General features: G+C 68.7%; 16 protein-coding genes. 10 read left to right on the top strand and 6 right to left on the bottom strand.

Translation table 11 applies throughout. The annotated features are described in order from the left end of the window. The first annotated feature begins 131 nt into the window (after nt 1-131). The 8 genes from WME75_RS45450 to WME75_RS45415 are packed head-to-tail and all read left to right on the top strand — an operon-like array spanning nt 132 to nt 6,759. Nucleotides 132-614 carry an MSMEG_0572/Sll0783 family nitrogen starvation response protein gene (locus WME75_RS45450; RefSeq protein ID WP_437484586.1) on the top strand — a complete coding sequence of 161 codons (483 nt, stop codon included), beginning with the start codon at nt 132-134 and terminating at the stop codon, nt 612-614. Between the two features lie 14 nt (nt 615-628). Beyond that, nucleotides 629-1,657: a Nit6803 family nitrilase gene (locus WME75_RS45445; protein ID WP_437484584.1), complete on the top strand. Its 1,029-nt coding sequence runs from the start codon at nt 629-631 to the stop codon at nt 1,655-1,657. Further along, the gene (locus WME75_RS45440) at nt 1,602-2,921 is read left to right on the top strand and encodes an MSMEG_0568 family radical SAM protein (protein ID WP_437484582.1); all 1,320 of its coding nucleotides are present in this window, start codon (nt 1,602-1,604) and stop codon (nt 2,919-2,921) included. Before WME75_RS45445 ends, WME75_RS45440 begins: the two co-directional genes overlap by 56 nt. Then, complete coding sequence (locus WME75_RS45435; protein WP_437484581.1) at nt 2,818-3,324, top strand: MSMEG_0567/Sll0786 family nitrogen starvation N-acetyltransferase; 507 nt, start codon at nt 2,818-2,820, stop codon at nt 3,322-3,324. Before WME75_RS45440 ends, WME75_RS45435 begins: the two co-directional genes overlap by 104 nt. After that, on the top strand, nt 3,324-4,310 hold the full coding sequence (locus WME75_RS45430) for a sll0787 family AIR synthase-like protein (RefSeq protein WP_437484579.1): 987 nt from the start codon (nt 3,324-3,326) through the stop codon (nt 4,308-4,310). Before WME75_RS45435 ends, WME75_RS45430 begins: the two co-directional genes overlap by 1 nt. Further along, nucleotides 4,307-5,536, top strand: a complete 1,230-nt coding sequence (locus tag WME75_RS45425; protein ID WP_437484577.1) for an MSMEG_0565 family glycosyltransferase — start codon at nt 4,307-4,309, stop codon at nt 5,534-5,536. The genes WME75_RS45430 and WME75_RS45425 overlap by 4 nt, the downstream gene beginning before the upstream one ends. Before the next feature lie 8 nt (nt 5,537-5,544). Then, complete coding sequence (locus WME75_RS45420) at nt 5,545-5,832, top strand: MSMEG_0570 family nitrogen starvation response protein (RefSeq protein ID WP_437484576.1); 288 nt, start codon at nt 5,545-5,547, stop codon at nt 5,830-5,832. A gap of 15 nt (nt 5,833-5,847) precedes the next feature. Continuing rightward, nucleotides 5,848-6,759 carry a methylenetetrahydrofolate reductase gene (locus WME75_RS45415; protein WP_437484574.1) on the top strand — a complete coding sequence of 304 codons (912 nt, stop codon included), beginning with the start codon at nt 5,848-5,850 and terminating at the stop codon, nt 6,757-6,759. A gap of 446 nt (nt 6,760-7,205) precedes the next feature. Here WME75_RS45415 and WME75_RS45410 read toward each other — a convergent pair whose 3' ends face one another. From WME75_RS45410 to WME75_RS45385, 6 genes are all read right to left on the bottom strand, one after another. After that, on the bottom strand, nt 7,206-7,712 hold the full coding sequence (locus WME75_RS45410) for a suppressor of fused domain protein (protein WP_437484572.1): 507 nt from the start codon (nt 7,710-7,712) through the stop codon (nt 7,206-7,208). A gap of 41 nt (nt 7,713-7,753) precedes the next feature. Continuing rightward, nucleotides 7,754-8,107 carry a GH-E family nuclease gene (locus WME75_RS45405; protein ID WP_437495066.1) on the bottom strand — a complete coding sequence of 118 codons (354 nt, stop codon included), beginning with the start codon at nt 8,105-8,107 and terminating at the stop codon, nt 7,754-7,756. A gap of 250 nt (nt 8,108-8,357) precedes the next feature. Then, complete coding sequence (locus tag WME75_RS45400; protein WP_437484570.1) at nt 8,358-10,565, bottom strand: RHS repeat domain-containing protein; 2,208 nt, start codon at nt 10,563-10,565, stop codon at nt 8,358-8,360. Nucleotides 10,566-10,941: 376 nt separating this feature from the next. Further along, nucleotides 10,942-12,189, bottom strand: a complete 1,248-nt coding sequence (locus WME75_RS45395) for an RHS repeat-associated core domain-containing protein (protein WP_437484568.1) — start codon at nt 12,187-12,189, stop codon at nt 10,942-10,944. Between the two features lie 102 nt (nt 12,190-12,291). Beyond that, on the bottom strand, nt 12,292-12,756 hold the full coding sequence (locus WME75_RS45390; RefSeq protein WP_437484567.1) for an Imm26 family immunity protein: 465 nt from the start codon (nt 12,754-12,756) through the stop codon (nt 12,292-12,294). Continuing rightward, nucleotides 12,753-19,463, bottom strand: a complete 6,711-nt coding sequence (locus WME75_RS45385; RefSeq protein WP_437495064.1) for an RHS repeat-associated core domain-containing protein — start codon at nt 19,461-19,463, stop codon at nt 12,753-12,755. The genes WME75_RS45390 and WME75_RS45385 overlap by 4 nt, the downstream gene beginning before the upstream one ends. 890 nt (nt 19,464-20,353) lie before the next feature. On the opposite strand from WME75_RS45385, the gene WME75_RS45380 reads away from it, so the two are divergent. Both WME75_RS45380 and WME75_RS45375 read left to right on the top strand, forming a co-directional pair. Then, entirely contained in the window at nt 20,354-21,337 is a 984-nt protein-coding gene (locus WME75_RS45380) for a hypothetical protein (protein WP_437484566.1), read from the top strand. Nucleotides 21,338-21,774: 437 nt separating this feature from the next. Continuing rightward, on the top strand, nt 21,775-22,392 hold the full coding sequence (locus tag WME75_RS45375) for a hypothetical protein (protein WP_437484564.1): 618 nt from the start codon (nt 21,775-21,777) through the stop codon (nt 22,390-22,392). The last annotated feature ends 4 nt before the right edge of the window (nt 22,393-22,396 follow it).

The raw sequence follows: 22,396 nt of genomic DNA, 5'->3' as shown, positions 1-22,396 counted from the left end.
CGACGCGAGACCCACAATCGCACCTCCTCCGCGGCGGACACCCGCTCAAAAAGGGGAGGGCTCCTGCATTTTTCTTGCGTTCAGAAAACCGCTATGGTCTCAACTATTTCATTCTAGGAGAGAGGTAACCAATGCCGAAGCCGACGTATCCCGCCTACAACGCTGGTGACTTCCTGGTTGATTACGAGGAGAAGGTCTTCGAAGACGTCAAGGCGACGCCGGGAGAGAAGGCGCTGGTTACCTTTCACACCGTGGCCTTCGAGGGCTCGATCGGCCTCGTCAACGTGCTGACGGCGATCCGCCTTCAGCGTAAGGGGTTTGAGACATCCATCTTGCTGTATGGGCCGGGCGTCACGCTGGGGCTGCAGCGCGGCTTTCCCAAGCTCGGCAGCGAGGCGTTCTCCGGGCACCTCGCCGTGAACCAGCAGATCGGCCGGTTCATGGAAGAGGGCGGCAAGGTCTACGCGTGCCGGTTCGCGCTGCAGGCGCTCTACGGCCACGGCGAGCACGCGCTGATCCCGGGCATCAAGCCCATCAGCCCGCTCGACGTGCTCGACATCCAGCTGCTCCACCGCCGGGACAACGCGTTCGTTGTCCACTCCTGGACGCTCTGACCCGAGCGCCGTCCATGGAGTACAACCGCAAAGTCCGGGCAGCCGCGGTGCAGCTCAGTCCCGTCATCGGCAGCCGAGACGGGACGACCGAGCGAGTCGTCGCCGCGATCGCCAGGGCAGCGAAGGAGGGCGCCGAGCTCTGCGTCTTCCCCGAGGCGGTTGTCCCGTATTATCCCTACTTCTCCTTCGTGCTCCCGCCGCCCGCCATGGGGAAGGAGCACATGCGCCTTTATGACGAGGCGGTCACCGTCCCCGGCCCGGTGACGCGGGCCGTGGCGGCCGCCGCGCGCGCGCACGGGGTGGTCGTGGTGCTCGGCGTGAACGAGCGCGATCACGGGACGCTGTACAACGCGCAGCTCGTCTTCGACAGGGACGGCGCCCTGGTGCTCCACCGGCGCAAGATCACGCCGACCTACCACGAGCGGATGATCTGGGGGCAAGGCGACGGCTCGGGGCTCAGGACCGTGGACACCGCGGTCGGGAGGCTCGGCGCGCTCGCCTGCTGGGAACACTACAACCCGCTCGCGCGGTTCGCGCTCATCGCGCAGCACGAGCAGATCCATTGCAGCCAGTTCCCCGGCTCCCTGGTCGGGCCCATCTTCGCCGAGCAGATGGAAGTGACCATCCGGCACCACGCGCTGGAGTCGGGCTGCTTCGTGGTGAACGCCACGGCCTTCCTGACGCCGGAGCAAGTCCAGGAGATCGCGCCGAACGAGCCGATGCAGGGCGCGCTGCGCGGCGGCTGCATGACGGCGATCGTGACGCCGGAGGGCGCGCACGCGTGCCCGCCGGTGACCGACGGCGAGGGGATGGCCGTCGCGGACCTCGACTTCGCCCTGATCACGAAGCGAAAGCGGATGATGGATGCGGCAGGGCATTACGCCCGGCCCGACTTGCTGCGGCTTTGGATGGACACGGCAGAGCGCTCGATAACGATCGGCGCGGGCAGCCCCAAGGCCTCCTCCCTCGATCCTGCGGCGGTGGACCATGGATACCCAGACGCTGATCACCGAGCTCCAGTCGTCCGGCCTGAGGCTGGCTGAAGCCCCCGAGGGCGCCCCCGGCGCGGGCGCCGCGACACAGCAGGAGCCCGCGTCCGGCGAGGGTGAGGGCCGACGCGCGGCGTGGACCTCGCGCCGCGGCGGGGCGGGGCCGACCCAGCACGTGGCGGCGACGCTCCGCGGCGCCACCGTGATGATCCCGATCCACACCGACCAGGCCGCGGCGTCGCCGTTCGTGGCGCGGCTCGGGCGCGACGGGGCGGGGACCGTCGAGCGGGACGGCAGGGAGCTCGCGCCGATCACCCTCGTGAAGGCGCCGCGCTTCTATGCCCTCTCGACCGAGGACGGCATCCCCTACCCCAAGATCGCGCTGTTGCACGGGGCGGACGTGCTCGCCTCGACGGTGCTCCAGACGTGCATCCGGTACACGGAGCGCGAGAAGGCCTGCACGTTCTGCGCGATAGGGCAGTCGCTCGCGGCCGGGCGCACCACCGCGAAGAAGACGCCGGAGCAGCTCGGCGAGGTCGCCGAGGCGGCGGCGCGGCTCGACGGGGTGCGGCACGTGACGCTGACCACGGGCACGCCGCGGTCGGCCGATCGCGGGGCGGCGCACCTCGCCGACTGCGCGCGCGGCATCAAGGCGCGCGTCGACCTGCCGGTGCAGGCGCAGTGCGAGCCGCCCGACGATTTCGCCTGGTTCGAGCGGATGCGCGCGGCCGGCGTCGACAGCCTGGGCATGCACCTCGAGGCGGTCGAGGACGAGGTGCGCGCGGCCGCGATGCCGGGCAAGGCCGAGGTCAGCGTGGCCCGGTACTTCGAGGCGTTCGAGGCCGCCGTGCGCGTGTTCGGGCGCGGGCAGGTGTCGACCTACCTCATCGCGGGGCTCGGCGACTCGCTGTCTTCGCTGCGCGACGCGAGCGAGCGGCTCATCGCGATGGGGGTCTATCCATTCCTCGTCCCGCTCGTGCCCATCCCGGGGACGCCCGCGGCCGATCGCGGGCCGCCCTCGGGGGACTTCATGCGGGCGCTCTACGCGCACATCGGCCCGCTGCTCGCGCGGTCGGGGCTGCGCTCGACCGACGTGAAGGCGGGCTGCGCCCGCTGCGGCGCCTGCTCGGGGCTCTCGGGCTTCGAGGCAGAAGGCCGGGCCGCAGCGCCGCCGGAGGCCGGCGCGCCATGGACATCAACCTCGGAGAGCTCCGATGACGCCACATTACAGCTTCGAGCTTGTGCAGAGCAGGGACACGTATCTGGCGTACCTCCGCTTGCGCCGGGCCATCTTCTGCGACGAGCAAGGGCTGTTTAAGACGACCGACGAGGACGACTGGGACGCCTCCGCGTTCCCCATCGCCGCCGTGCAGCGCGGGGCGCCGGGGGGCGAGGCGGTCGTCGGCACGGTGCGCATCTACGAGGCGGAGCCCGGCCTGTGGTACGGCGGCCGGCTGGCCGTCGAGCGCGCCCACCGCAAGCAGGGCGTGGTCGGCCGCGGCCTCGTGCAGAAGGCGGTCACCACCGCCCACGGCTGGGGGTGCCACCGGTTCCTCGCGCTCGTCCAGGCGGCCAACGTCCCGTTCTTCGAGAGCCAGAGCTGGCGCTCGCTCGAGGAGCGGGCGCACCGCGATCGCCCGCACCACCTGATGGAAGCCGATCTCGCGAGCTACCCGCCGAGCGACGAGCCCCGCCCGCTGCCCGGGCAGAGGTTCCGCTGATGCTCGCCGGCGTCGCGGCCCAGCTGCGGGGCGCGCTCGGCATCCTCGCGAAGCGGGACGTGCAGATCCCGGCGCGGCACCTGTCCGGCAAGAGCGCAACCGGCGCGGCCGACCGGCCCGCGGCGCTCGGCGACGACTGCGCGGCCATTCCCGACGGAGACGGCTACCTGCTCCTCGCCGCCGAGGGGATCTGGCCGGCGTTCCTCGAAGGCGACCCGCGGTTCGCGGGCTACAGCGCCGTGATGGTCAACATCAGCGACATCTACGCGATGGGCGGCCGCCCCATCGCCGTGGTCGACGTCGTCTGGGGGACCTCGGCCGGCGCGCTGGAGCCGGTCTGGGAAGGCATGGTCGCCGCGTCGCGCGCCTACGGGGTGCCGATCGTCGGAGGTCATACGAGCGCGCGCAGCCCCTACAACGCCCTCGCCGTGGCCATCGCGGGGCGCGCGCGGCGGCTCATCACGAGCTTCGCGGCGCGCCCCGGCGACGTGCTCGTCGCGGCGATCGACCTGCGCGGCAAGATGCACGCGGAGCACCCCTTCTGGGACGCCTCGACGGGGACGGACCCGGCGCGGCTCCGCGGCGACCTCGAGGTCCTGCCCGCCCTCGCCGAGGCGGGCCTCTGCGACGCGGGCAAGGACATCAGCATGGGCGGCGTCGCGGGGACGCTGCTCATGCTCCTGGAGACGTCCGGCGCCGGCGCGGTGCTCGACCTCGCCGCCGTCCCGCGGCCGGGCGACGTGCGCGATCTGTCGATCGCGCGCTGGCTGCTCGCGTTCCCGAGCTACGGCTTCCTGCTGAGCGTGCGCCCCGACGCCGCCGGCGAGGTGCTCTCGGCGTTCGCGCGGCGGGGCATCGCGAGCGCGGCGGTCGGCGCCGTCGACGGCTCGCGGCGGCTCACCCTCGAGGCCGCCGGCGAGCGGCAGACGCTCTGGGACCTCGCCGCCGAGCCGCTCACCGGGTTCGCGGGCGAGGGCGCGCGATGAGCGCCGGCGCTTCAGACGGCGCGACGAGCGCCGGCGCCGCCACCGGCGCGCCGCTCTCGGTCGCTCTCCTCACCTACTCGACGAAGCCGCGCGGCGGCGTCGTGCACACGGTGGAGCTCGCCGAGGCGCTCCACGACCTCGGCGTGGAGGTCTGCATCTACGCGCTGAACAAGGACGAGGGCGGCTTCTACAGGCCGCCGCGCTGCCCCGCCGTCCTCGTGCCCGCCGCGCCCCCGCCGGCGGGGATCGACGCGGTCGTGAGGCAGCGCATCGCGGAGCTCGAGGTCGGGCTGCGCCGCCTCGGGGCGCGGCACGACATCTGGCACTCCCAGGACTGCATCAGCGCGAACGCGCTCGCGGCCCTGCGCGCCGAGGGGCGCGTCCCCCACTTCCTCCGGACGGTGCACCACCTCGACGACTACGACAGCCCGTACCTGCGCGCCTGCCAGGAGCGCTCCGTGCTCGAGGCGGACGCGTGCCTCGTCGTCAGCGAGGCGTGGCGGAGGACGCTCCGGGCCGATCTCGGCGTCGACGCGGCGATCCTCCCGAACGGCGTGAGCCTGCGGCGCTACTCGCCGGCGCCGGACGGACGGGACGCCGAGCTCCGGGCGCGGCTCCACGCCACGGGGTCGCCGCTCTACGTGACCGTCGGCGGCGTCGAGCCGCGCAAGAACTCGATCGGCCTGCTCAAGGCGTTCCTGTCGGTGCGGAGGCGGCTGCCCGGAGCCCAGCTGATCATCGCGGGCGGAGAGACGCTGTTCGATTACGCGCCCTACCAGCGCGAGTTCGAGGCGCTCGCGCGGGAGCACGGCGTGTGGCCGGCGGGCGCGTCGCCGGCGGGCGCGCCGCCGCCGCTCGTCCTGGCGGGCGTGCTCCCCGACGCGCTGATCCCGCCGCTCTACCGCCTGGCCGACGCGTTCGTCTTCCCGTCCGTCCGCGAGGGGTTCGGGCTCGTCCTGCTCGAGGCGATGGCCTCGGGCGCGCCGGTGGTGAGCTCTGCTCAACCTCCCTTCACCGAGTTCCTCCGAGACGGCGAGAGCGCGCTGCTCGTCGATCCCTCGAGAACAGAGGATCTCGCGCGCGCGATGGAGGCTATCCTGGAGGAAGGCGTGAGGCGGCGCCTGCGCGCCGCGGCCCTCGAGGCCGCGGCGCGGTACACGTGGGAGCGCTCGGCGCGCATCGCGGCCGGCGTCTACCGCGAGTTCCTGGGATCCCGCCGGAGCTAGAGCGACGTATGCCGGAGATGCGCTTCGTGATCGAGTGGCCGGGCGGCGAGCACCAGGTCTGTTACTCTCCGTCGCTCGTCGTGAAAGAGCACCTCGACGTCGGGGAGAGCTACACAATCGACGATTTCGTGTCGCGTTGCCGGAAGGCGCTCGAGCTCGCGAGCGAGCGGGTGTTCAAGAAGTACGGGTTCCCCTGCAACCTGGCGCGGGCGGAGGCGGCGCGCATCGCGAGCACGGCCGCGCGATTCCACGGCCAGAGCGGGGCCAAGGTCCGGGTCCTCAGGTTCGTCGAGTGACGGAAGGAGCAGTCGATGGTGTCGAAATCGAAGATGGAGCGCCTCCTCAGCGAGCGCCATTTCCTCGTGTCCGCCGAGCTGACGCCCCCGCGTCACCACGACCTGGAAAAACTGCTGAAACACGCCCGGAACATGGCGGGGCATGTCGATGTGGTGCAGATCAACGATCACCTGCTCTCCCAGGCGCGCTGCGCCAACATGGCCGTCGGCCATTTCGTGAAGCAGGAGGGGCTCGAGCCGGTGCTCCAGTTCTCGCTCCGCCACAAGAACAAGATCGCCCTCCAGGGCGACCTCCTCGGGATGGCGGCGCTCGGGCTCTCGAACATCATCGTCCTGGGCGGTTATCCGTGCGCCATTGGCTCGGATCCCGACGCCAAGGAGGTGAGCGACGTCGACAGCTTCGCGGCGATCGAGCTGACCCGCCGGCTGACGCGCGAGGGGAAGCTCTTCAACGGAGACGTCATCTCGCCGGCGCCCTACTTCCACGTGGGGACCATCGATTTCCCGTGCGCGGAGCAGGCGATCGCCGGGGCGATGGACCGGCTCAGCGCGAAGATCGACGCGGGCGCGAGCTTCATCCAGGTGCAGGCGGTGTTCGAGCTCGCGTCGATGCGCCGCTGGATGGCGGCGGTGGTCGAGCGCGGGTTCCACGAGCGCGCGCACTTCATCGCGGCGATCTTCCCGTTCGCCGGCGTGGATCGGCTGAGCTTCCTGCAGAAGGTGCCGGGCCTCGTGGTCCCGGAACACCTGATCGAGCGCGTGCGCCAGAGCGGCGACGCCGAGGGGGAGAGCTACCGGATCACGCTGGAGCTCGTCCGGGGGCTCCGCGACATCCCGGGGCTCTCGGGCATCCACATGCGCTCCATCGGCGCGGAGGACTGGGTGCCCCGGCTGGTCGAGGACGCGGGGCTCCGGCGGGCGGCGTGATGGATCCAGCGGCCCTCGTCGCTCGCCGATGTGCTTCAAGAGCGGGTGATCGCCCACGCTGAGCACCGATGCCACGAGCCCCCCGAGATCGCGGACCTCCCGCCTGCTGACCCGTCACCCCGGGCCGCCGTGGTCGCCTCGCTCGCCGAAGCTCTCACCCGCGCCATCGCGGTCGGCAACGAGATGGCGGCCCGGGTGAACTACGAGGCGATCGGCCGGCTGGTCGGCCTACCGCTGGCATTCGGCGTAGGGGTCGAGCCAGCAGCCATGGTCGACCTCGCTCGCGAGCGGGCTCGGCTTCCGCGTAGGTAGAGCCGAGCGGCAACGCACACACGCGGGTCGATGCGGACGGCACCCGAACGACCGGTGGTCGCAGCACTCACTGCCCAGCGCATCAACGGCGTGCGGCGCTCGCCGGTGAGCTTCAGCAGTCCACGCCGACCGCTTTACACGACGGGTGGACGTTCAAGGTCGAAGAGGTCGGGATCTGTACGCTCGAGTCGATCTTCAAACTCGTTCCATCCGAGGCGAGTTACGAGTTCGGCCTCCGCGGCATGAACCGGAATGAGCCAGGCGAACACGGTGGGGGGCTGCGTATCGGCGCAAGTAGCCAGTTCGTCAGGAAACACGACTGGTAGTGCGACGTATAGGCTGGTGCAGCGAGACCCGCGAGCAACGGCATGACCTAGGGGCAGCACCTGCCCGCGAAGGAAGGCACGGTGCTCCCGAACGAGTCCCTCGGCAACGTACGCGAGGAATTTCGCGAGGTCGTCGTCCGCGAAGCGGCGCGAAACGGAGAAAAGCAGTTCCTGACGAACTTCACGTCCTCGTGGCATCTCCAGGATGTGCCGACTCAGCCCAAGCGTCGCGTATGTCACCGTGCCCGTAGTGGGATGCTCCTCGAACAGGCAAACCTGAACACCGGCCAACTCGCCAACCCAACCCTGGGCCATTGGACCCAAGTAGCGCTCTAAGTGTTGGTCAACGGAGTATGTCATTCTGCATGCCTCGCTCCCCGACTTTGGTTGCATGTCGGACACTCGAGGCGCGTGCCCGTGTTGTAGCCGTCGAGCACTTCCTTGCGTGTCCTGCCAGCCTGGTCCCTCGTGCTCCACGGAGGCTGGTGGTCCACATCCCAGTCGCGCGGTGCCTCGCGTGTGCGCTTTCCGGGTGGGACCTTCACCTCCTTACTGCATGTTGGGCACAGCCTTCCGCCGCTGGGTCCTTCGGCGGCAGAGTCCCACGCATCCTGAACAGTACCCTTCCGGAAACTGCCAGGCCGCTTTGCTACACCCCCTGCGGCGGGCGCTGTCCCCTGCGGGTCCTTATTCCCCGACCCGCTCGACATCAGCGCCTGCGACAGCCCCTGGAGCCCCGCCGCGATGTTCCCGACCCCACCGACGACGAGCCCGGTCGACACCACGATCGCAGGCACACCGATCGTGGCGCCGATTCCGGTGGCGCTCGAGATGCCCCCGAAGGCCTCCCCCGTCAAGCCCCCGAGCGTGAGGGCAATCCCGCCGACGATCTGACCGATGGCCAGCCCGATCCTGGCTTCCGGCGTCCCATGGGCCAGCACGCCGGCGGCGTCCAGCAGCTCATGACCCACGCCGGCGAAAGGAACTGCCCCGAGTAGCAACCCGGCGACGACCCCCCCCCTCGAGCTGGGTATAGGGGTTCTGCGACCAGTCGATCGGCGCCGTGGTCACCGGCTGCGGCACGTACCCGGACGCGCTTCCGGTCGTGCTGACGTCGATCGGCGCCACGGCGCCGCCCGCCTCGGCAGCCATGGTCTTGGTATCGGCGTCGGCGCGCGCCTCGTGCTCCGAGGACGGGACGACGATCAGCTCGAGTCCGATCGGCGACAGGTCGAGCACTTCCAAACTGAACTCCGCGCCGGCCGGCAGCGGTGAGCGAGACCCGTCCTCCGGGAGCGCTCCCTGAAAGCCGCTCGGGTCGACGTATGCGAGCGGGTTGTTCAGCACGTAGCTGTACGGATTCCAGCTCTGCCCGAAGGACGGAATCGACACGATGGGGTCCGTCGTCAAGAACCGCCCGATCCTGGGATCCAAGATCCTGCCCTTCATGTTCACGAACCCGAGCTCGTCGTCGCTCTCGTGCCCGGTGAACCCCTGCGTCGTCTCGCTGGAGAACGACGCCGGCACACGCTCTCCCCACACGGGGTTCCTGCGCTGCCCGAACGGGTCGTAGCTCCGCCGCTCGATCACGTCGCCGTCCTCGTCGGTGAGCGCATCGACCGAGCCGAGGTGATCGACATGCACGTAACGGGTGCCGTCGTCCGAGCCTCCCCGGGTCACGATCGCCACCACGCGCTCCGGCGAGTGGACGTGGTACCGATGCTCTACCGTGCCCGACGCCGCCCCGGTGACCCGTTCGTACAGATCGCCGAAGTAGAGCGTCTCCTTGTCCGGCGTGGTCTTGCGGATCCGCTGCTGGTCGCCGTCGTAGGCGAACGTGACGGTGCTCGTGCCCTGCGTGATGCGCTCCGGCAGGTCGAACGGCGTATAGCGCACGGTCGTGCCGCCGGGGCGCGCGCTCTGATTGCCGACGGCGTCATAACTGAAGCTGTCCGTTCCCGCGCCGGTGACCGCGTGCGGGTGCAGCGGGTCGTCGTAGACAAGCGTTCCGACGTCCGACTTGAAGGTGAGATTACCGTTCGGCGCGTAGTCGTAGCGGAGCGCGCAGGGCGCCGACGCGCTCTCCACCTCGCCGAAGTACGCGCAGGTCAGCCGGTGGATCGCGTCGTGCCGGAAGCGCTCCGTCGTGTTCTGGGGCTGGAGCGCGTCGGTGCGGTGGGTGAGATTCAGGCGATCGTCGTAACCATAGTCCAGGTCTTGCACCTCGCCCGCGCCGCTCTGCGTCACCATGTGCCTCAGGCGCTGCTTGTCGGCGAGGTAGCTCCGCTCCGTGACCGCGCCATTGCCGAACACCTCCTCCCGGAAGCGCCCCGCGCTGTCCACGTCCGTCAAGCGCCAGTACGCGGCGTTCGTCTGGCTGTCGCGCACGGCGCGCACATGGCCATGCGGGTCGTGGTCGTGGGCCACCACGAACGACGCCGCGCCGGAAGGCGCAGGATACGTGACCGTATCGATCCGGCCGAGCTCGTCGTAGCCCAGCTTGGCTTCCAGGGGAGCGGCCTCTCCATCGATGCGGAGCGTGATCGTCTCGGTCTGGCTGAAGCGCGTGTATCCGTACGTCTTGTCGCCATCGGGGCTCGCGAGCCTGTGGAGCTTGCCGATCCCGTGCGCCGCGGTATCCCAGGTCCACTTCGTTGTCAGAAGCTCGGCGCCGAGCTGATCCACGCGCGTGTCGGGTCGGCCGAGCGCGTCGTACGTCCACGTGATCTCGCGTCCGAGCGCATCGGCCTGTGACATCGGCTCGCCGAAGCCGTCATGAATCGAAAGCGTCGTGCCCCGATCGGGGTCGTCGAGCTGCCGGACGCGGCCGAACGCGTCGCGCGTCGTGCGCGTCACCGCGCCGCCTGGATCGGTGACCGTGTGCAGCATGCCGAACGGGCCGTAACCATAGCGGGTGATCCCGCCGGCCGCATCGGTGATGGCCTCGGTTCGCCCCAGCGGATCCTGCTCGGTCACGGTCACGTGATCGAGCGGGTCGGTGACGCGCGCGAGCAAGCCGTCGTACTCGGCCGTCGTGACCGCGTTCCACGGCGTCGTATGGCGCACTTCGCGGCCCACGGCGTCGTGCTCGTAGCGGTCGTACAGCCTCTCGCGCTCGGGCGTGCTCCCGCTGACCGGCAGGTTAAGGAACGCCTGGAGCAGTGTCAAGGAGCTCGACCCATATTCTGGCTGGGTGCATCTCGTCATCTACCAATACTCTGACAGGCACTCGACGACGATTGATATTCATCTCAAGCAACGCTCGGTTCTCGGACGTAACTAGCGCCACTTTTCCGCCGGGAGTATCAATGACCCCACGAAACACTTCTGTGCTGCCTGTAATGGTTTCAGACGGGAGATCTGCCGCAAGAGTCACGGTTACATCGCCGTCGACATCCGCCATCGTGCGAACCGAGACGCAGGAGGCGTTGAAAGAGACTACCTGTCCGGGATCATACACAGGCACATCCATGCTACTGTTTGATGGATCGAAGACGAAGAGGATGGGATGCGGAGGGGAATATGTTGTCGTTCCCATTGTTCATTACCTTCTTCTTAGCTCTCGTAGAACCTCACCACCTTGACGCGCTTTGCAGTGATTGCAGTGTGGAAGAAATACCTTTGGTTCGTCAAGTGCCTGTGGCGGTTGATGGTCGGCAATAGAATTGCCGCTCTTCGTTCCCGGGTCCTTGGTACCACAGGTATGGCAGCCATGCTTTCCCATTAGTGCATTGACTTGCTTCTGCTCGCTGGCGGTTGGCCGACCTCGATGGGCGGGTATCGACTCCTTCGCGAACGGACCCGGTTTGAGGGTAGTGGGTCCCTCTCCAGCGGGCACCATCCCCTGCGGGCCCGTGTTGCCCGACCCTTGCGACATCATCGCCTGCGACAGCCCCTGGAGCCCCGCCGCGATGTTGCCGACCCCACCGACGACGAGTCCGGTTGACACCACGATCGCAGGCACACCGACCGCCGCGCCGATTCCGGTGGCGCTCGTGACGCCACCGAAGACTTCCCCCGTCAAGCCCCCGATCGTGAGGGCGATCCCACCGACGATCTGCCCGATGGCCAGCCCCATCCTGGCCTCCGGGGTCCCATGAGCCAGCACGCCGGCGGCGTCCAGCAGCTCGTGACCCACGCCGGCGAAAGGAACCGCCCCGAGCAGCAAGCCGGCGACGAACCCTCCCTCGACCTGGACATAGGGATTCTGCGACCAGTCGATCGGCGCTGTGGTCACCGGCTGCGGCACGTACCCGGACGCGCTTCCGGTCGTGCTGACGTCGATCGGCGGCACGGCGCCGCCCGTCTCGGAAGCCATGGTGTTTGGTTCGGCGTCGGAGCGCGCCCCGCGCGCCGAGGATGGAAGGACCAGCTCGATTTCGATCGGCGGCAGGCCGAGCTCGTCCGAAGTGAACTCCGCGCCGGCAGCCCCGTCCTCCGGGAGCGCTTCCTGAAAGCCGCTCGGGTCGACGTACGCGAGCGGGTTGTTCAGCACGTAGCTGTACGGATTCCAGCTCTGCCCGAAGGACGGAATCGACACGATGGGGTCCGTCGTCAAGAACCGCCCGATCCTGGGATCCAAGATCCTGCCCTTCATGTTCACGAGCCCGAGCTCGTCGTCGCTCTCGTGCCCCGTGAACCCCTGCGTCGTCTCGCTGGAGAACGACGCCGGCACACGCTCTCCCCACACGGGGTTTCTCCGCTGCCCGAACGGGTCGTAGCTCCGCCGCTCGATCACGTCGCCGTCCTCGTCGGTGAGCGCATCGACGGAGCCGAGGTGATCGACATGCACGTAACGGGTGCCGTCGTCCGAGCCTCCCGGGGTTATGATAGCGACCACACGCTTCGGTGAGCGGACGTACGGTAAAGCCGACGCTCTACCGGATGCCTCACCTCACGGAGCGGCAAGCAATCTCGTGAGCACGATCTCAGCTGCACCAGCTCCGAGGACAGCATCACGTTCGAGACCAGTCTCTTCATACGCCGTCCGGACCTCGGAAACCACGACATTTGCGTCACAATCAGAATATGCCACTTTCCATGCTTTTCGCGAGAGCTCGTCCCTTCGGAGGAACTCCGGCACCTTCCATTCGCTGCGTTGCCAGTCTGGATCGCGCCCAATCACAGGCCAAGTTTCGTCAATTAAGCCAAGGTCTCCAACTCGCAAGATCCGAACGGCAGACTCAGACCTAAGGCGCTTAACGTCCTTCAGTGGCGGTGGCTGCTCCCATACGTCACCAAAAAAGTACGACAGCACAACTCCGCCGCCTGATGAGGTTCGTGCGACCACGCCAATCGCAAACCCTCGTGAACGTAAAGGAACTGCGAACCATGTGCCTTCATCGACGATCTGTCTCATTGCCTCTCCAGGAAGAGCCTGGCTGCGTTTAGGTACTTTTGGAGCCCGGGGTTTTGCGGACTAATTGGACTGATCCGGTTCAGCGGTGGCTGATACGTTTGCTGCAACATCTGCTCCAAGCCTCGTTGCTCTGCATAGACATCGGTTCTGTGCACTGGTTCGAATCTGAGGTCTCGCACCGCAGGATCTCGACCGTGCTCCGCCGCTCTCCTTGCGAGATCATTCGTCCGCCCGGTGCGCATCACCTGCCCGGTCGCCGGGTCGCGAAGGACGTAAGTTCCGCCTCTGGGGACTGCGCCCGTTACGGTGGGCGCCGTCCCCTGCGGGCGCGTGCTGCCCGACCCGCTTGACATCATCGCCTGCGACAGCCCCTGGATCCCCGCCGCGATATTGCCGACCCCACCGACGACAAGCCCGGTCGAGACCGCGATCGCGGGCACACCGATCGTCGCGCCGATTCCGGTGGCGCTCGTGACGCCGCCGAAGACTTCCCCCGTCAAGCCCCCGAGCGTCAGGGCAATCCCGCCGACGATCTGCCCGATGGCCAGGCCCATCCTGGCTTCCGGCGTCCCATGGGCCAGCACGCCGGCGGCGTCCAGCAGCTGATGACCCACGCCGGCGAAAGGAACGGCCCCGAGCAGCAAGCCGGCGACGAACCCTCCCTCGAGCTGGACATAGGGGTTCTGCGACCAGTCGATCGGCGCCGTGGTCACCGGCTGCGGCACGTACCCGGACGCGCTTCCGGTCGTGCTGACGTCGATCGGCGGCACGGCGCCGCCCGTCTCGGCAGCCATGGTGTTTGTATCGGCGTCGGAGCGCGCCTCCTGCTTCGGCGATGGGACGACGCGCAGATCGAGTCCGAGCGGCGCCAGGTCGAGTACTTCCCACCTGAACTCCGCGCCGGCAGCCCCGTCCTCCGGGAGCGCTCCCTGAAAGCCGCTCGGGTCGACGTATGCGAGCGGGTTGTTCAGCACATAGCTGTACGGATTCCAGCTCTGCCCGAAGGACGGAATCGACACGATGGGGTCCGTCGTCAAGAACCGCCCGATCCTGGGATCGAACATCCTGCCCTTCATGTTCACGAGCCCGAGCTCGTCGTCGCTCTCATGCCCCGTGAACCCCTGCGTCGTCTCGCTGGAGAACGACGCCGGCGCACGCTCTCCCCACACGGGGTTTCTCCGCTGCCCGAACGGGTCGTAGCTCCGCCGCTCGATCACGTCGCCGTCCTCGTCGGTGAGCGCATCAACCGAGCCGAGGTGGTCGACATGCACGTACCGCGTGCCGTCGTCCGGGCCTCCCCGGGTCACGATCGCCACCACGCGCTCCGGCGAGTGGACGTGGTACCGATGCTCTACCGTGCCCGACGCCGCCTCGGTGACCCGCTCGTACAGATCGCCGAAGTAGAGCGTCTCCTTGTCCGGCGTGGTCTTGCGGATCCGCTGCTGGTCGCCGTCGTAGGCGAACGTGACGGTGCTCGTGCCCTGCGTGATGCGCTCCGGCAGGTCGAATGGCGTATAGCGCACGGTCGTGCCGCCGGGGCGCGCGATCTGATTTCCGAGCGCGTCATAAGAGAAGCTGTCCGTTCCCGCGCCGGTGACCGCGTGCGGGTGCAGCGGGTCGTCGTAGACAAGCGTTCCGACGTCCGACTTGAAGGTGAGATTACCGTTCGGCGCGTAGTCGTAGCGGAGCGCGCAGGGCGCCGACGCGCTCTCCACCTCGCCGAAGTACGCGCAGGTCAGCCGGTGGATCGCGTCGTGCCGGAAGCGCTCCGTCGTGTTCTGGGACTGGAGCGCGTCGGTGCGGTGGGTGAGATTCAGGCGATCGTCGTAACCATAGTCCAGGTCTTGCACCTCGCCCGCGCTGCTCTGCGTCACCATGTGTCTCAGGCGCTGCTTGTCGGCGAGGTAGCTCCGCTCCGTGACCGCGCCGTTGCCGAACACCTCCTCCCGGAAGCGCCCCGCGCTGTCCACGTCCGTCAAGCGCCAGTACGCGGCGTTCGTCTGGCTGTCGCGCACGGCGAGCACATGGCCATGCGGGTCGTGGTCGTGGGCCACCACGAACGACGCCGCGCCGGAAGGCGCAGGATACGTGACCGTATCGATCCGGCCGAGATCGTCGTAGCCCAGCTTGGCTTCCAGGGGAGCGCCCTCTCCATCGATGCGGAGCGTGATCGTCTCGGTCTGGCTGAAGCGGGTGTATCCGTACGTCTTGTCGCCATCGGGGCTCGCGAGCCTGTGGAGCTTGCCGAGCCCGTGCGCCGCGGTGTCCCAGGTCCACTTCGTCGTCAGAAGCTCGGCGCCGAGCTGATCCACGCGCGTGTCGGGTCGGCCGAGCGCGTCGTACGTCCACGTGATCTCGCGTCCGAGCGCATCGGCCTGTGACATCGGCTCGCCGAAGCCGTCATGAATCGAAAGCGTCGTGCCCCGATCGGGGTCGTCGAGCTGCCGGACGCGGCCGAACGCGTCGCGCGTCGTGCGCGTCACCGCGCCGCCTGGATCGGTGACCGTGTGCAGCATGCCGAACGGGCCGTAACTATAGCGGGTGATCCCGCCGGCCGCATCGGTGATGGACTCGGTTCGCCCCAGCGGATCCTGCTCGGTCACGGTCACGTGATCGAGCGGGTCGGTGACGCGCGCGAGCAAGCCGTCGTACTCGGCCGTCGTGACCGCGTTCCACGGCGTCGTATGGCGCACTTCGCGGCCCACGGCGTCGTGCTCGTAGCGGTCATACAGCCGCTCGCTCTCGGGCGTATCTTCGCTGACCGGTACCGAGCGCCGCGCGATGTGCTCGCCCAGCGCGTCGTACTCGATCTCTTGCAGGATGCGCTTCGCCTCGCCCCAGCCCTGCGACGGTTCCGGCTCGGGCCCGTACCACCACGACCGGATCGGGCGGCCGAGGCTGTCGTACTCCACCGTGTCGTCGGCGCCGCCGGTCGTCGTGCTCTGCTGCATCACGCGCCAGGCATCCTGGCTCGGGCCGCCGTCCTTTGTGCGCGAGAGCGTGACCGTCGTCGTGGTGCCGTCCGGGCGCGTCTCGATGCCGAGGCGCCCGAAGCCGTCGTACTTCCACTCCGTGACGAGCTGATTCGGGTCGACCCGCTTGAGGAGCACGCCGAGCGCGTCGTCGTACTCCACGATCGTCGTGTGCTCGGCCGCGTTCACGTACTTCTCGGGGAACAGGCCCTCCTCGTCGAGCTCCGTGGTGGATGTACGCTTGTGGCCGAAGGCGTCCTCCGCCGTGACGCCGGTGATGTTCCCGAATTCATCGCGCGTGTACGTGAGCGACAGCTTCGTGTCGGGCAGGCCGTCGTCGCTCTCGGTCGACTCGGTGTCGACCTCGCCGTGGATCGTCGTCGTTCGCGTGAGGGTCCGGCACTGCGACAGCCCCGCCGCCGCGCTGCACTCCTCCTGCGTCTCGAGCTGGCCGAGGACCCAGCGCTCGGTGTCGTTCTTGAACGTCCGCGTGACGTTGAGCGTGAGGTCGACGCCGCCCGTCGAGGCCTCCTCGGCGCGCACGTTGCCGAACTCGTCGAACTCCGCCACCTTCGACACCGAGTCGCGCAGCAGCATCGCGCCGCCGCCTCCGCCCTCGACCTGACGCACGTACGTCTCGAGCGAGGGCATCGCGCCGCTCGGGGGAGGATAGACCCCTTGCGCTCGCCTCACCCGGCGCTCGGTCGGCAGCGTGAAGTACGTCGCGCCGTCGTTCGTCGGAACGACCGTCCGCTTCACGTCGACGAACGAGAGCTCGATCTGCTCCGGGCTGGGCTGACTCGGCAGCCCAGGAGCCCAGCGCCACGTCCGTCGGACGTGCCCTGCGAAGGGGAAGACCTGCAGCTCGTCGTCAAAGGTGACATGGTCGTAGACGTCGCTCCTCGCGGCGCCCGTATCCAGATCGGTGACGTTCCGCTCCCCGAACCCGAGAAATCCGCGGCCGAGCCGGTGATAGCGCCCGTCCCGGTAGCTGACCTCGAAGCGCCGCGGTCGGTCCGCGCCATTGTTGAGGGCGTACCCGCTGACCACCCGCCGAGGGCCCACGATGCAGCGCCGCGGATAGCCGCAGTCGTCCGCCGCGCCGGAACGGGCGAGATAGAGCGCGCTCCTCCGGTCCGGATCCTCCTCCGCTGCGCCTCCGCTCGTGACCGACGCATCGGTCAGGTGGCCGTAGGAGATGCTCACGTTGGGCACGAAGTCCGGCTCGGTCGGGTCGTGCGCGTTCATCCCGTCGGAGACCGCGACGAGGAGATCCTGATCGGCCGAGAGGTTCTGGAAGATGTTGAACACGCCGCCGAGCGGCAGGATCACGTCCTGGGCGCCGTCCCCATTGACGTCTCCGGTGCGCGCCCCGTGCGGATCGGCCAGCGTGACGGCATCGCCGAGGCTGGCCGCGAACGGCACCCCTGCATCGACGAGCTTGAACGGCGGCCCCGCGCGGTCGCCGGTCGCCTGCAGGACGGCCCAGGACGGGAGCGCGTCGGAGCCGCCCAGCAGCATGCCTGGTGGGACGGGCGTGAGGAGATCCTGCCGCCCGTCGCCATTGAAGTCGAGCGGCACGGCGAACCGGAAGAACGCATCTTGATCCGACAAACCCAGCAAATCGCCGAAGCTGAACGCGCTCACGGTCCGGAACGACGAGGCCACGAACGTCGGTCCGGTGTTGAGATAGGTGATGAGCTCGTGGTGGCTGAAGCCGGATTCGACGGCATCGGGTAGGCCATCGCCATTCACGTCGAGGAAAACGACGCGGCCCCCACCCCACACGACGGGGAGCTCGGTGTCGATCACCTCCCAGCGCCCGTTGCCCCGGCGCATGATCGCGTCGTAGCTCTCTCCGAGGAGGACCGTCCCGTCACCGAACCGCCGCAGGGACGGCACGATGAGATCGATCTTGCTGTCGGCGTCGACGTCGAGCGTGTGGAGCTCCGTATCGCAGGGATAACCGGTGAGCAGCTCGATCGATTCGCCCGTGGGGTCGAATCCCGCGGGCGTCGCGCCGCGCACAGGCCGCCAGAGGTGGACGGTCCACACGGAAGAGGCCGGGATCGGCGATTGCCCCAGTCGGTCGTGGTCCTCGCACTGGAGGAGATCCGGCATGCCATCGCCGTCCAGGTCGGCGAGGTGCATCGAGCCGCCGGGGCTGCTCAGGCTCGGCGGCGCGGGCGTGACCCCGAGCGGGAACGGCCGGCGGATCCCCGTGTCATGAAGCGCGAAGGTCCGGTCCGGCCGGGACAGGAGCACATGCCACGTGGTCTTGGCATCGTAGGCATCGTGAAGCAAGACGTCCCTCCGCCCATCGTCGTCGAAGTCCAGGACCGTCCCGAGCTCGGGCTGGAGAAGGGCCGGGTCGGAGGGACCAGCCGGATCGGCGACGAACAGCCAATCCTCGAGGAAGGCGAGCTCCGCCGGTGCGAGGTAGGTCGGTGAGCTGTCCGGCCCGAGGTTTCGCGCCACCCGCCACGCGGTGATCGGATTCGACGGCGTGCTGAGCCCCGCGACAATGTCCGGAATCACGAGGTCGTCGAGCCCATCGGCGTCGATGTCGAACACCATCGGGCTCGCCAGCTCGGAGACTGGCTTGTCGACATCCGTCGTCAGCCGCTTGAATCCCGGCTTCCCATGACTGTACTGAAAGCGGGTGGGAGGCTTGCAGACCCGATCGCTCGCGCACTCCTCGACCTCAGTCAACAGCGTCCGGGTCGTCGTCGGGCTGAGCTCGTAGCGGAATCCGTAGCTCCGGACCAGCGCGTCGCCCGGACCGAGCATCTGGATCTCCTCCAGGCGAAGCGAGCGCTGGAGCGCCATGCCGCCCGAGTAGCCCGTACGAATAGCGGCCGGGTCCTTGGTGCCATACACGAAGCGCACCGCCCGGGAAGGCGCGAGCGACGGCGTGCCCTCGAAGCTCGTGTAGCGGATCTCATCCACCGCGTACTCGGCGGCATGGCCGTCCTCGGTCTCGGTCTCGGCCTCGGCGAGGCAATATGCGTACGTCATGGCGTTGCCCCGGCCGTCACGGACCTTTTCCGCGAGCCACGCGCGCGGGACGCCACCCCGCGCGAACGGCTTGCTGCCCTCGGTGCGCCCGTACTCGACGACGCGGCCATTCGGCAGGTAGGCCTCGAAGAAGAGCGCTTCGGCGGGCGCACCGCCCTCCGGAGGGTAGTGCCCGACCACCTTGACGAAGGTCTCCGGGAACGTCCGGTACTCGATGGTTCCCGGTCCCTCTCCCACGGGGACGAGGCGCTGGCCGTCGAGGCAGAGTTTGTCCTCGCCGTCGTACCGCACGCCGCGGATCTCGCCGTCTTGCGCGAGGCTCTTCGGACATCGCGTGATCGCGGAGAGCCCTGCGATGGAGAAGCCGGCGCCGAGTACGCCGTCGCTTCCATCGCTGCGAAAGACGAGCTGGAGCCGAGGTCCCATGCCCGCGCGGGAGGGCACGGTAGCCAACTCCATGGTGTACACGGCCTCCCCGGTGCTCGTGACGGAGAACGTCCCCGGGAGGGTGCCGGCGGCGACGGTCTCGACCGCCGGCGCGGGGCGGGACGTGGCAGGGCCGTGCGCGCGCTGGGTCCGGCAGGCGATGAGGCCATGGGGCGGCTCCAGGGGCGGATCGCCGCGCACACACTGGCATCCCCCCTGCGCGAGCACGCAAGCGAGAAACATCAAGAGCGGGATGAACGCCCGGAGCACACATCGCGGAATCGCCGCCATGGCAGCCTCCCTGGCGAACAGCAGTGCCATGGCGCTGCATCGCGGGTCAAGAGCCGAGCTCATGCTGAACGCCCCATCCATGCCGGCATCGAGGCATTCGTGAATGCATCTGTGCCTGTTCGGCATGCACGCCGCGGGTGCCACAGCTGCCCTCGTCGAGGCGCGATTGACCGTCCATAATGGATCAGCGGCGAGGAGAGAGCAATCCGAGCGTGAACGCGCGCGGATCGGCCGGCGTGCGCACTGCCTCGACGACCATGAGAGCGGTTATCGGCTGAGCGTCGCACAACCCGAACTTGAGTGGAGTGAGCCGGTGCAGGAGGTCAGCGTGCACGAGGGCGTGTTCGGGACGCTCGACGGGAGCCCAGGCGCGACGGCGATTCGAAACCTCGCGATGCGTGCAAGTCGCTGTCGGGCGCGTGGTGCGCGAGCGGCAGCCCGAGCACGTGGTCGACCGGCGCTTCGCCACGCGGGCCCACTGGGTGTCGAGCCCAGGGAGCGGCGCGGCGAGATGCCCCGGTCCACCCAGGCCGCGTGCTCCCTCTCACAGGGGAGCTCGTATCGAGCCGTACCTGCCACCATGAGTTCTGTCCGCGTGCGACCTCATGGGTTGCAATGCGCCGGACGCTCCGGCGCGCGACCCGTGGACGGGTCGCGAAGGCCAGCAGCAGCGGCGAGCCGGTCGAAGCGCGCGCCGTCGACGCTCGGCGCGGTTGTCCTTCGCCCGATCCGCGGGTGCCCATGGTCCGACACGCCGCATCGCACGCGTGGCCGTCGCCAAGACGCGCGCCTTGTAGGCCATGTGACCAGCGTGGTACAGGTGCCACATCCGCCGCGCTGGGTGCCGCCGGCGCGGCGTCGAAGGCCCCTCGAATTGGGCGAGGCGAACCATGGCCACTTCCCTCCGACGAGCGTGTTCATCGCAAGCAGCGGCCATCGCCGCGCTCCTCGCGTCCTCCCACCTGAACGCCGCGGAGCCTTCGCCTCAGTCCAAGGAGCTGAACGCGCTGATCCAGCAGGCCGAAGCGGCCATGAAGAACCTCGAGTTGGGCGAGGCTCGGAACCTCTGGGCACGCATCCACCACCTCGACCCCTCGCCCATGGCGATCTGCCAGCTGGGGGTGGTGAATACTCGTCTCGGTCGCTGGGACGTGGCCGCGACCGAGCTCTCCGAGTGCGTCGCGCGGATGCCGCCGCCGAAGAACCCCATCGAGCGCCGCCGCTGGGAGGTCAGGCACGCCGATTTCGCGAGGGTGCTCCAGGAGGTGGGCGAGGTCCACATCTTCACGGCCCCGGGCGTGGCGGCGGCGCATATCTTCGTGGATGGGCGCGAAGTCACCCGCGCCGATCGGGTGTACGTGCTGCCAGGCCGGCACGAGATCGTCGCCATGGCGTACGACGGACGGATCGCTCGTGTGAGCGTGACGGCCAAGGCCGGCGAGTCACAAGGCGTGCCCATCGCGTTCGAGAGGTTCGAGAGCCGGCCCGCCCTGCCCGCGGGTACCGTCGCCGGCCCGCTCGCGCCGACGCGGGCAGCGCTGTCGGAACCCGCTCCGTCCGGCGTGAAGCCGTGGGTCGTCGCCGGCGGCGCCACCGCGGCGGTGGGCCTGCTCGTGACGGGGATCGGGCTCCACATCGCGGCCAACAGCCAGGAGGACGCGCGGCAGGCGGCGCTGTGCAAGCCAGAGCGTGAAGGCAAGGATGCTCATACGGATGTTTCGGTCGAAGGAGTGAGCACCATGAGCCACCTGGGAACGGCTTCGCTCACGGCCGGGGCGCTGCTGGGCGTCGCAACATTTGCTTACGTCGTCATCGCGGCCGACACGGAATTACGGGCGCGCCCCGGTGGTGCGGAGGTCAAGGTCCAATGGTAGCCGGCCGAGATTCACACCACCCGGCGCGCCGCCGGCCTCGCTGCAACCCCGTTCTGCGGGCGCCCCGTTCCGGCTCCGATGCGGCCGCTCGCGACGGACAGAGCCGGCAGGAGCCGCGATCGTCTACCCACTGGCTGGAGGTTTTACCGATGCGAATGGCTGTATTGTTTGTACTGGCACCGGCCATGCTGCTGGCCTGTGACGATGTGCCGGAGCTCTCCGACGAGCCTCATGCAGGCTGCCCGGCGGTCTGGCTCTGGGAGGGGGCGCAAGACGAGGCTCCTGCATGTCCCGACGAGCGCGAGACGCTGTGGGAGGGATGGAAGGGAGCGATCGTGCCGCAGACGTGTGGAGCGTGCGAGTGCGGCCCTGCCGCATGCGTGCTCCCCTCCTCGGTGACGACACACTCCTCCCTTTGCCCAGGGACCGAGGAGCCGATGTCCTTCGATGCTGGCGCAGGGTGGGACGGGACGTGCTCGCCGGCCGGCGCACCGATCCCGAGCGATGCGCCTGCCTCGGTGACCTACGAGCCGCCGACGCTGGGCGCGTGCACGCCATCCCCTGCGCCCGAGCCGCTGCCGGTCATCGCGACGTTCGGGAAGGCCTGCGGTGGCTACATCGGGCAGCCACCCGAGGGCTACGACCTCTGCATCCAGACGAGATCAGATGGATCGTGCTGGGACGACTACCCGGAGAAGCGCGAGTTCACCGAGGAGCTCATCGACAATCGCTCGTGCTCTGCTTGCGAGTGTGGTCCGCCGGCAGGAGGGGAATGCAGCGCTGACGTCTTCCTGTATGGCGATGCCGCATGCAGCGAAGAGATCGCGGCATCGGAGGGGATCGGTCAAGCGGAGACGCGCTGCGCCGACGTCAGCTCGCCATCGCCGCTGGTCGCCATGCGCGCCGAGCTCACGAAGGCGGAACCGGGCTCCTGCACGCCGAGCGTATCCACGGTCACCGGCACGGTGGAGAAGGGCAAGATGCACATCGTGTGCTGCGCTCCGCGCCGTTCGCCGACCAACCAGACCCTGACGTACACGTGCCCGAGGACGTGATCGT

Source organism: Sorangium sp. So ce1014, assembly GCF_051521505.1.
In the GTDB taxonomy this organism is placed as follows: Bacteria; Myxococcota_A; Polyangia; order Polyangiales; family Polyangiaceae; genus Sorangium.
This window is presented reverse-complemented; position numbering and strand designations above follow the sequence as displayed.

Excerpts from the sequence above, each read along its gene's own strand:
- WME75_RS45450 (WP_437484586.1), top strand. The coding sequence starts at position 132 with ATGCCGAAGCCGACGTATCCCGCCTACAACGCTGGTGACTTCCTGGTT.
- WME75_RS45445 (WP_437484584.1), top strand. The coding sequence starts at position 629 with ATGGAGTACAACCGCAAAGTCCGGGCAGCCGCGGTGCAGCTCAGTCCC.
- WME75_RS45440 (WP_437484582.1), top strand. The coding sequence starts at position 1,602 with ATGGATACCCAGACGCTGATCACCGAGCTCCAGTCGTCCGGCCTGAGG.
- WME75_RS45435 (WP_437484581.1), top strand. The coding sequence starts at position 2,818 with ATGACGCCACATTACAGCTTCGAGCTTGTGCAGAGCAGGGACACGTAT.
- WME75_RS45430 (WP_437484579.1), top strand. The coding sequence starts at position 3,324 with ATGCTCGCCGGCGTCGCGGCCCAGCTGCGGGGCGCGCTCGGCATCCTC.
- WME75_RS45425 (WP_437484577.1), top strand. The coding sequence starts at position 4,307 with ATGAGCGCCGGCGCTTCAGACGGCGCGACGAGCGCCGGCGCCGCCACC.
- WME75_RS45420 (WP_437484576.1), top strand. The coding sequence starts at position 5,545 with ATGCCGGAGATGCGCTTCGTGATCGAGTGGCCGGGCGGCGAGCACCAG.
- WME75_RS45415 (WP_437484574.1), top strand. The coding sequence starts at position 5,848 with ATGGTGTCGAAATCGAAGATGGAGCGCCTCCTCAGCGAGCGCCATTTC.
- WME75_RS45410 (WP_437484572.1), bottom strand. The coding sequence starts at position 7,712 with ATGGCCCAGGGTTGGGTTGGCGAGTTGGCCGGTGTTCAGGTTTGCCTG.
- WME75_RS45405 (WP_437495066.1), bottom strand. The coding sequence starts at position 8,107 with ATGTCGAGCGGGTCGGGGAATAAGGACCCGCAGGGGACAGCGCCCGCC.
- WME75_RS45390 (WP_437484567.1), bottom strand. The coding sequence starts at position 12,756 with ATGAGACAGATCGTCGATGAAGGCACATGGTTCGCAGTTCCTTTACGT.
- WME75_RS45385 (WP_437495064.1), bottom strand. The coding sequence starts at position 19,463 with ATGGCGGCGATTCCGCGATGTGTGCTCCGGGCGTTCATCCCGCTCTTG.
- WME75_RS45380 (WP_437484566.1), top strand. The coding sequence starts at position 20,354 with ATGGCCACTTCCCTCCGACGAGCGTGTTCATCGCAAGCAGCGGCCATC.
- WME75_RS45375 (WP_437484564.1), top strand. The coding sequence starts at position 21,775 with ATGTCCTTCGATGCTGGCGCAGGGTGGGACGGGACGTGCTCGCCGGCC.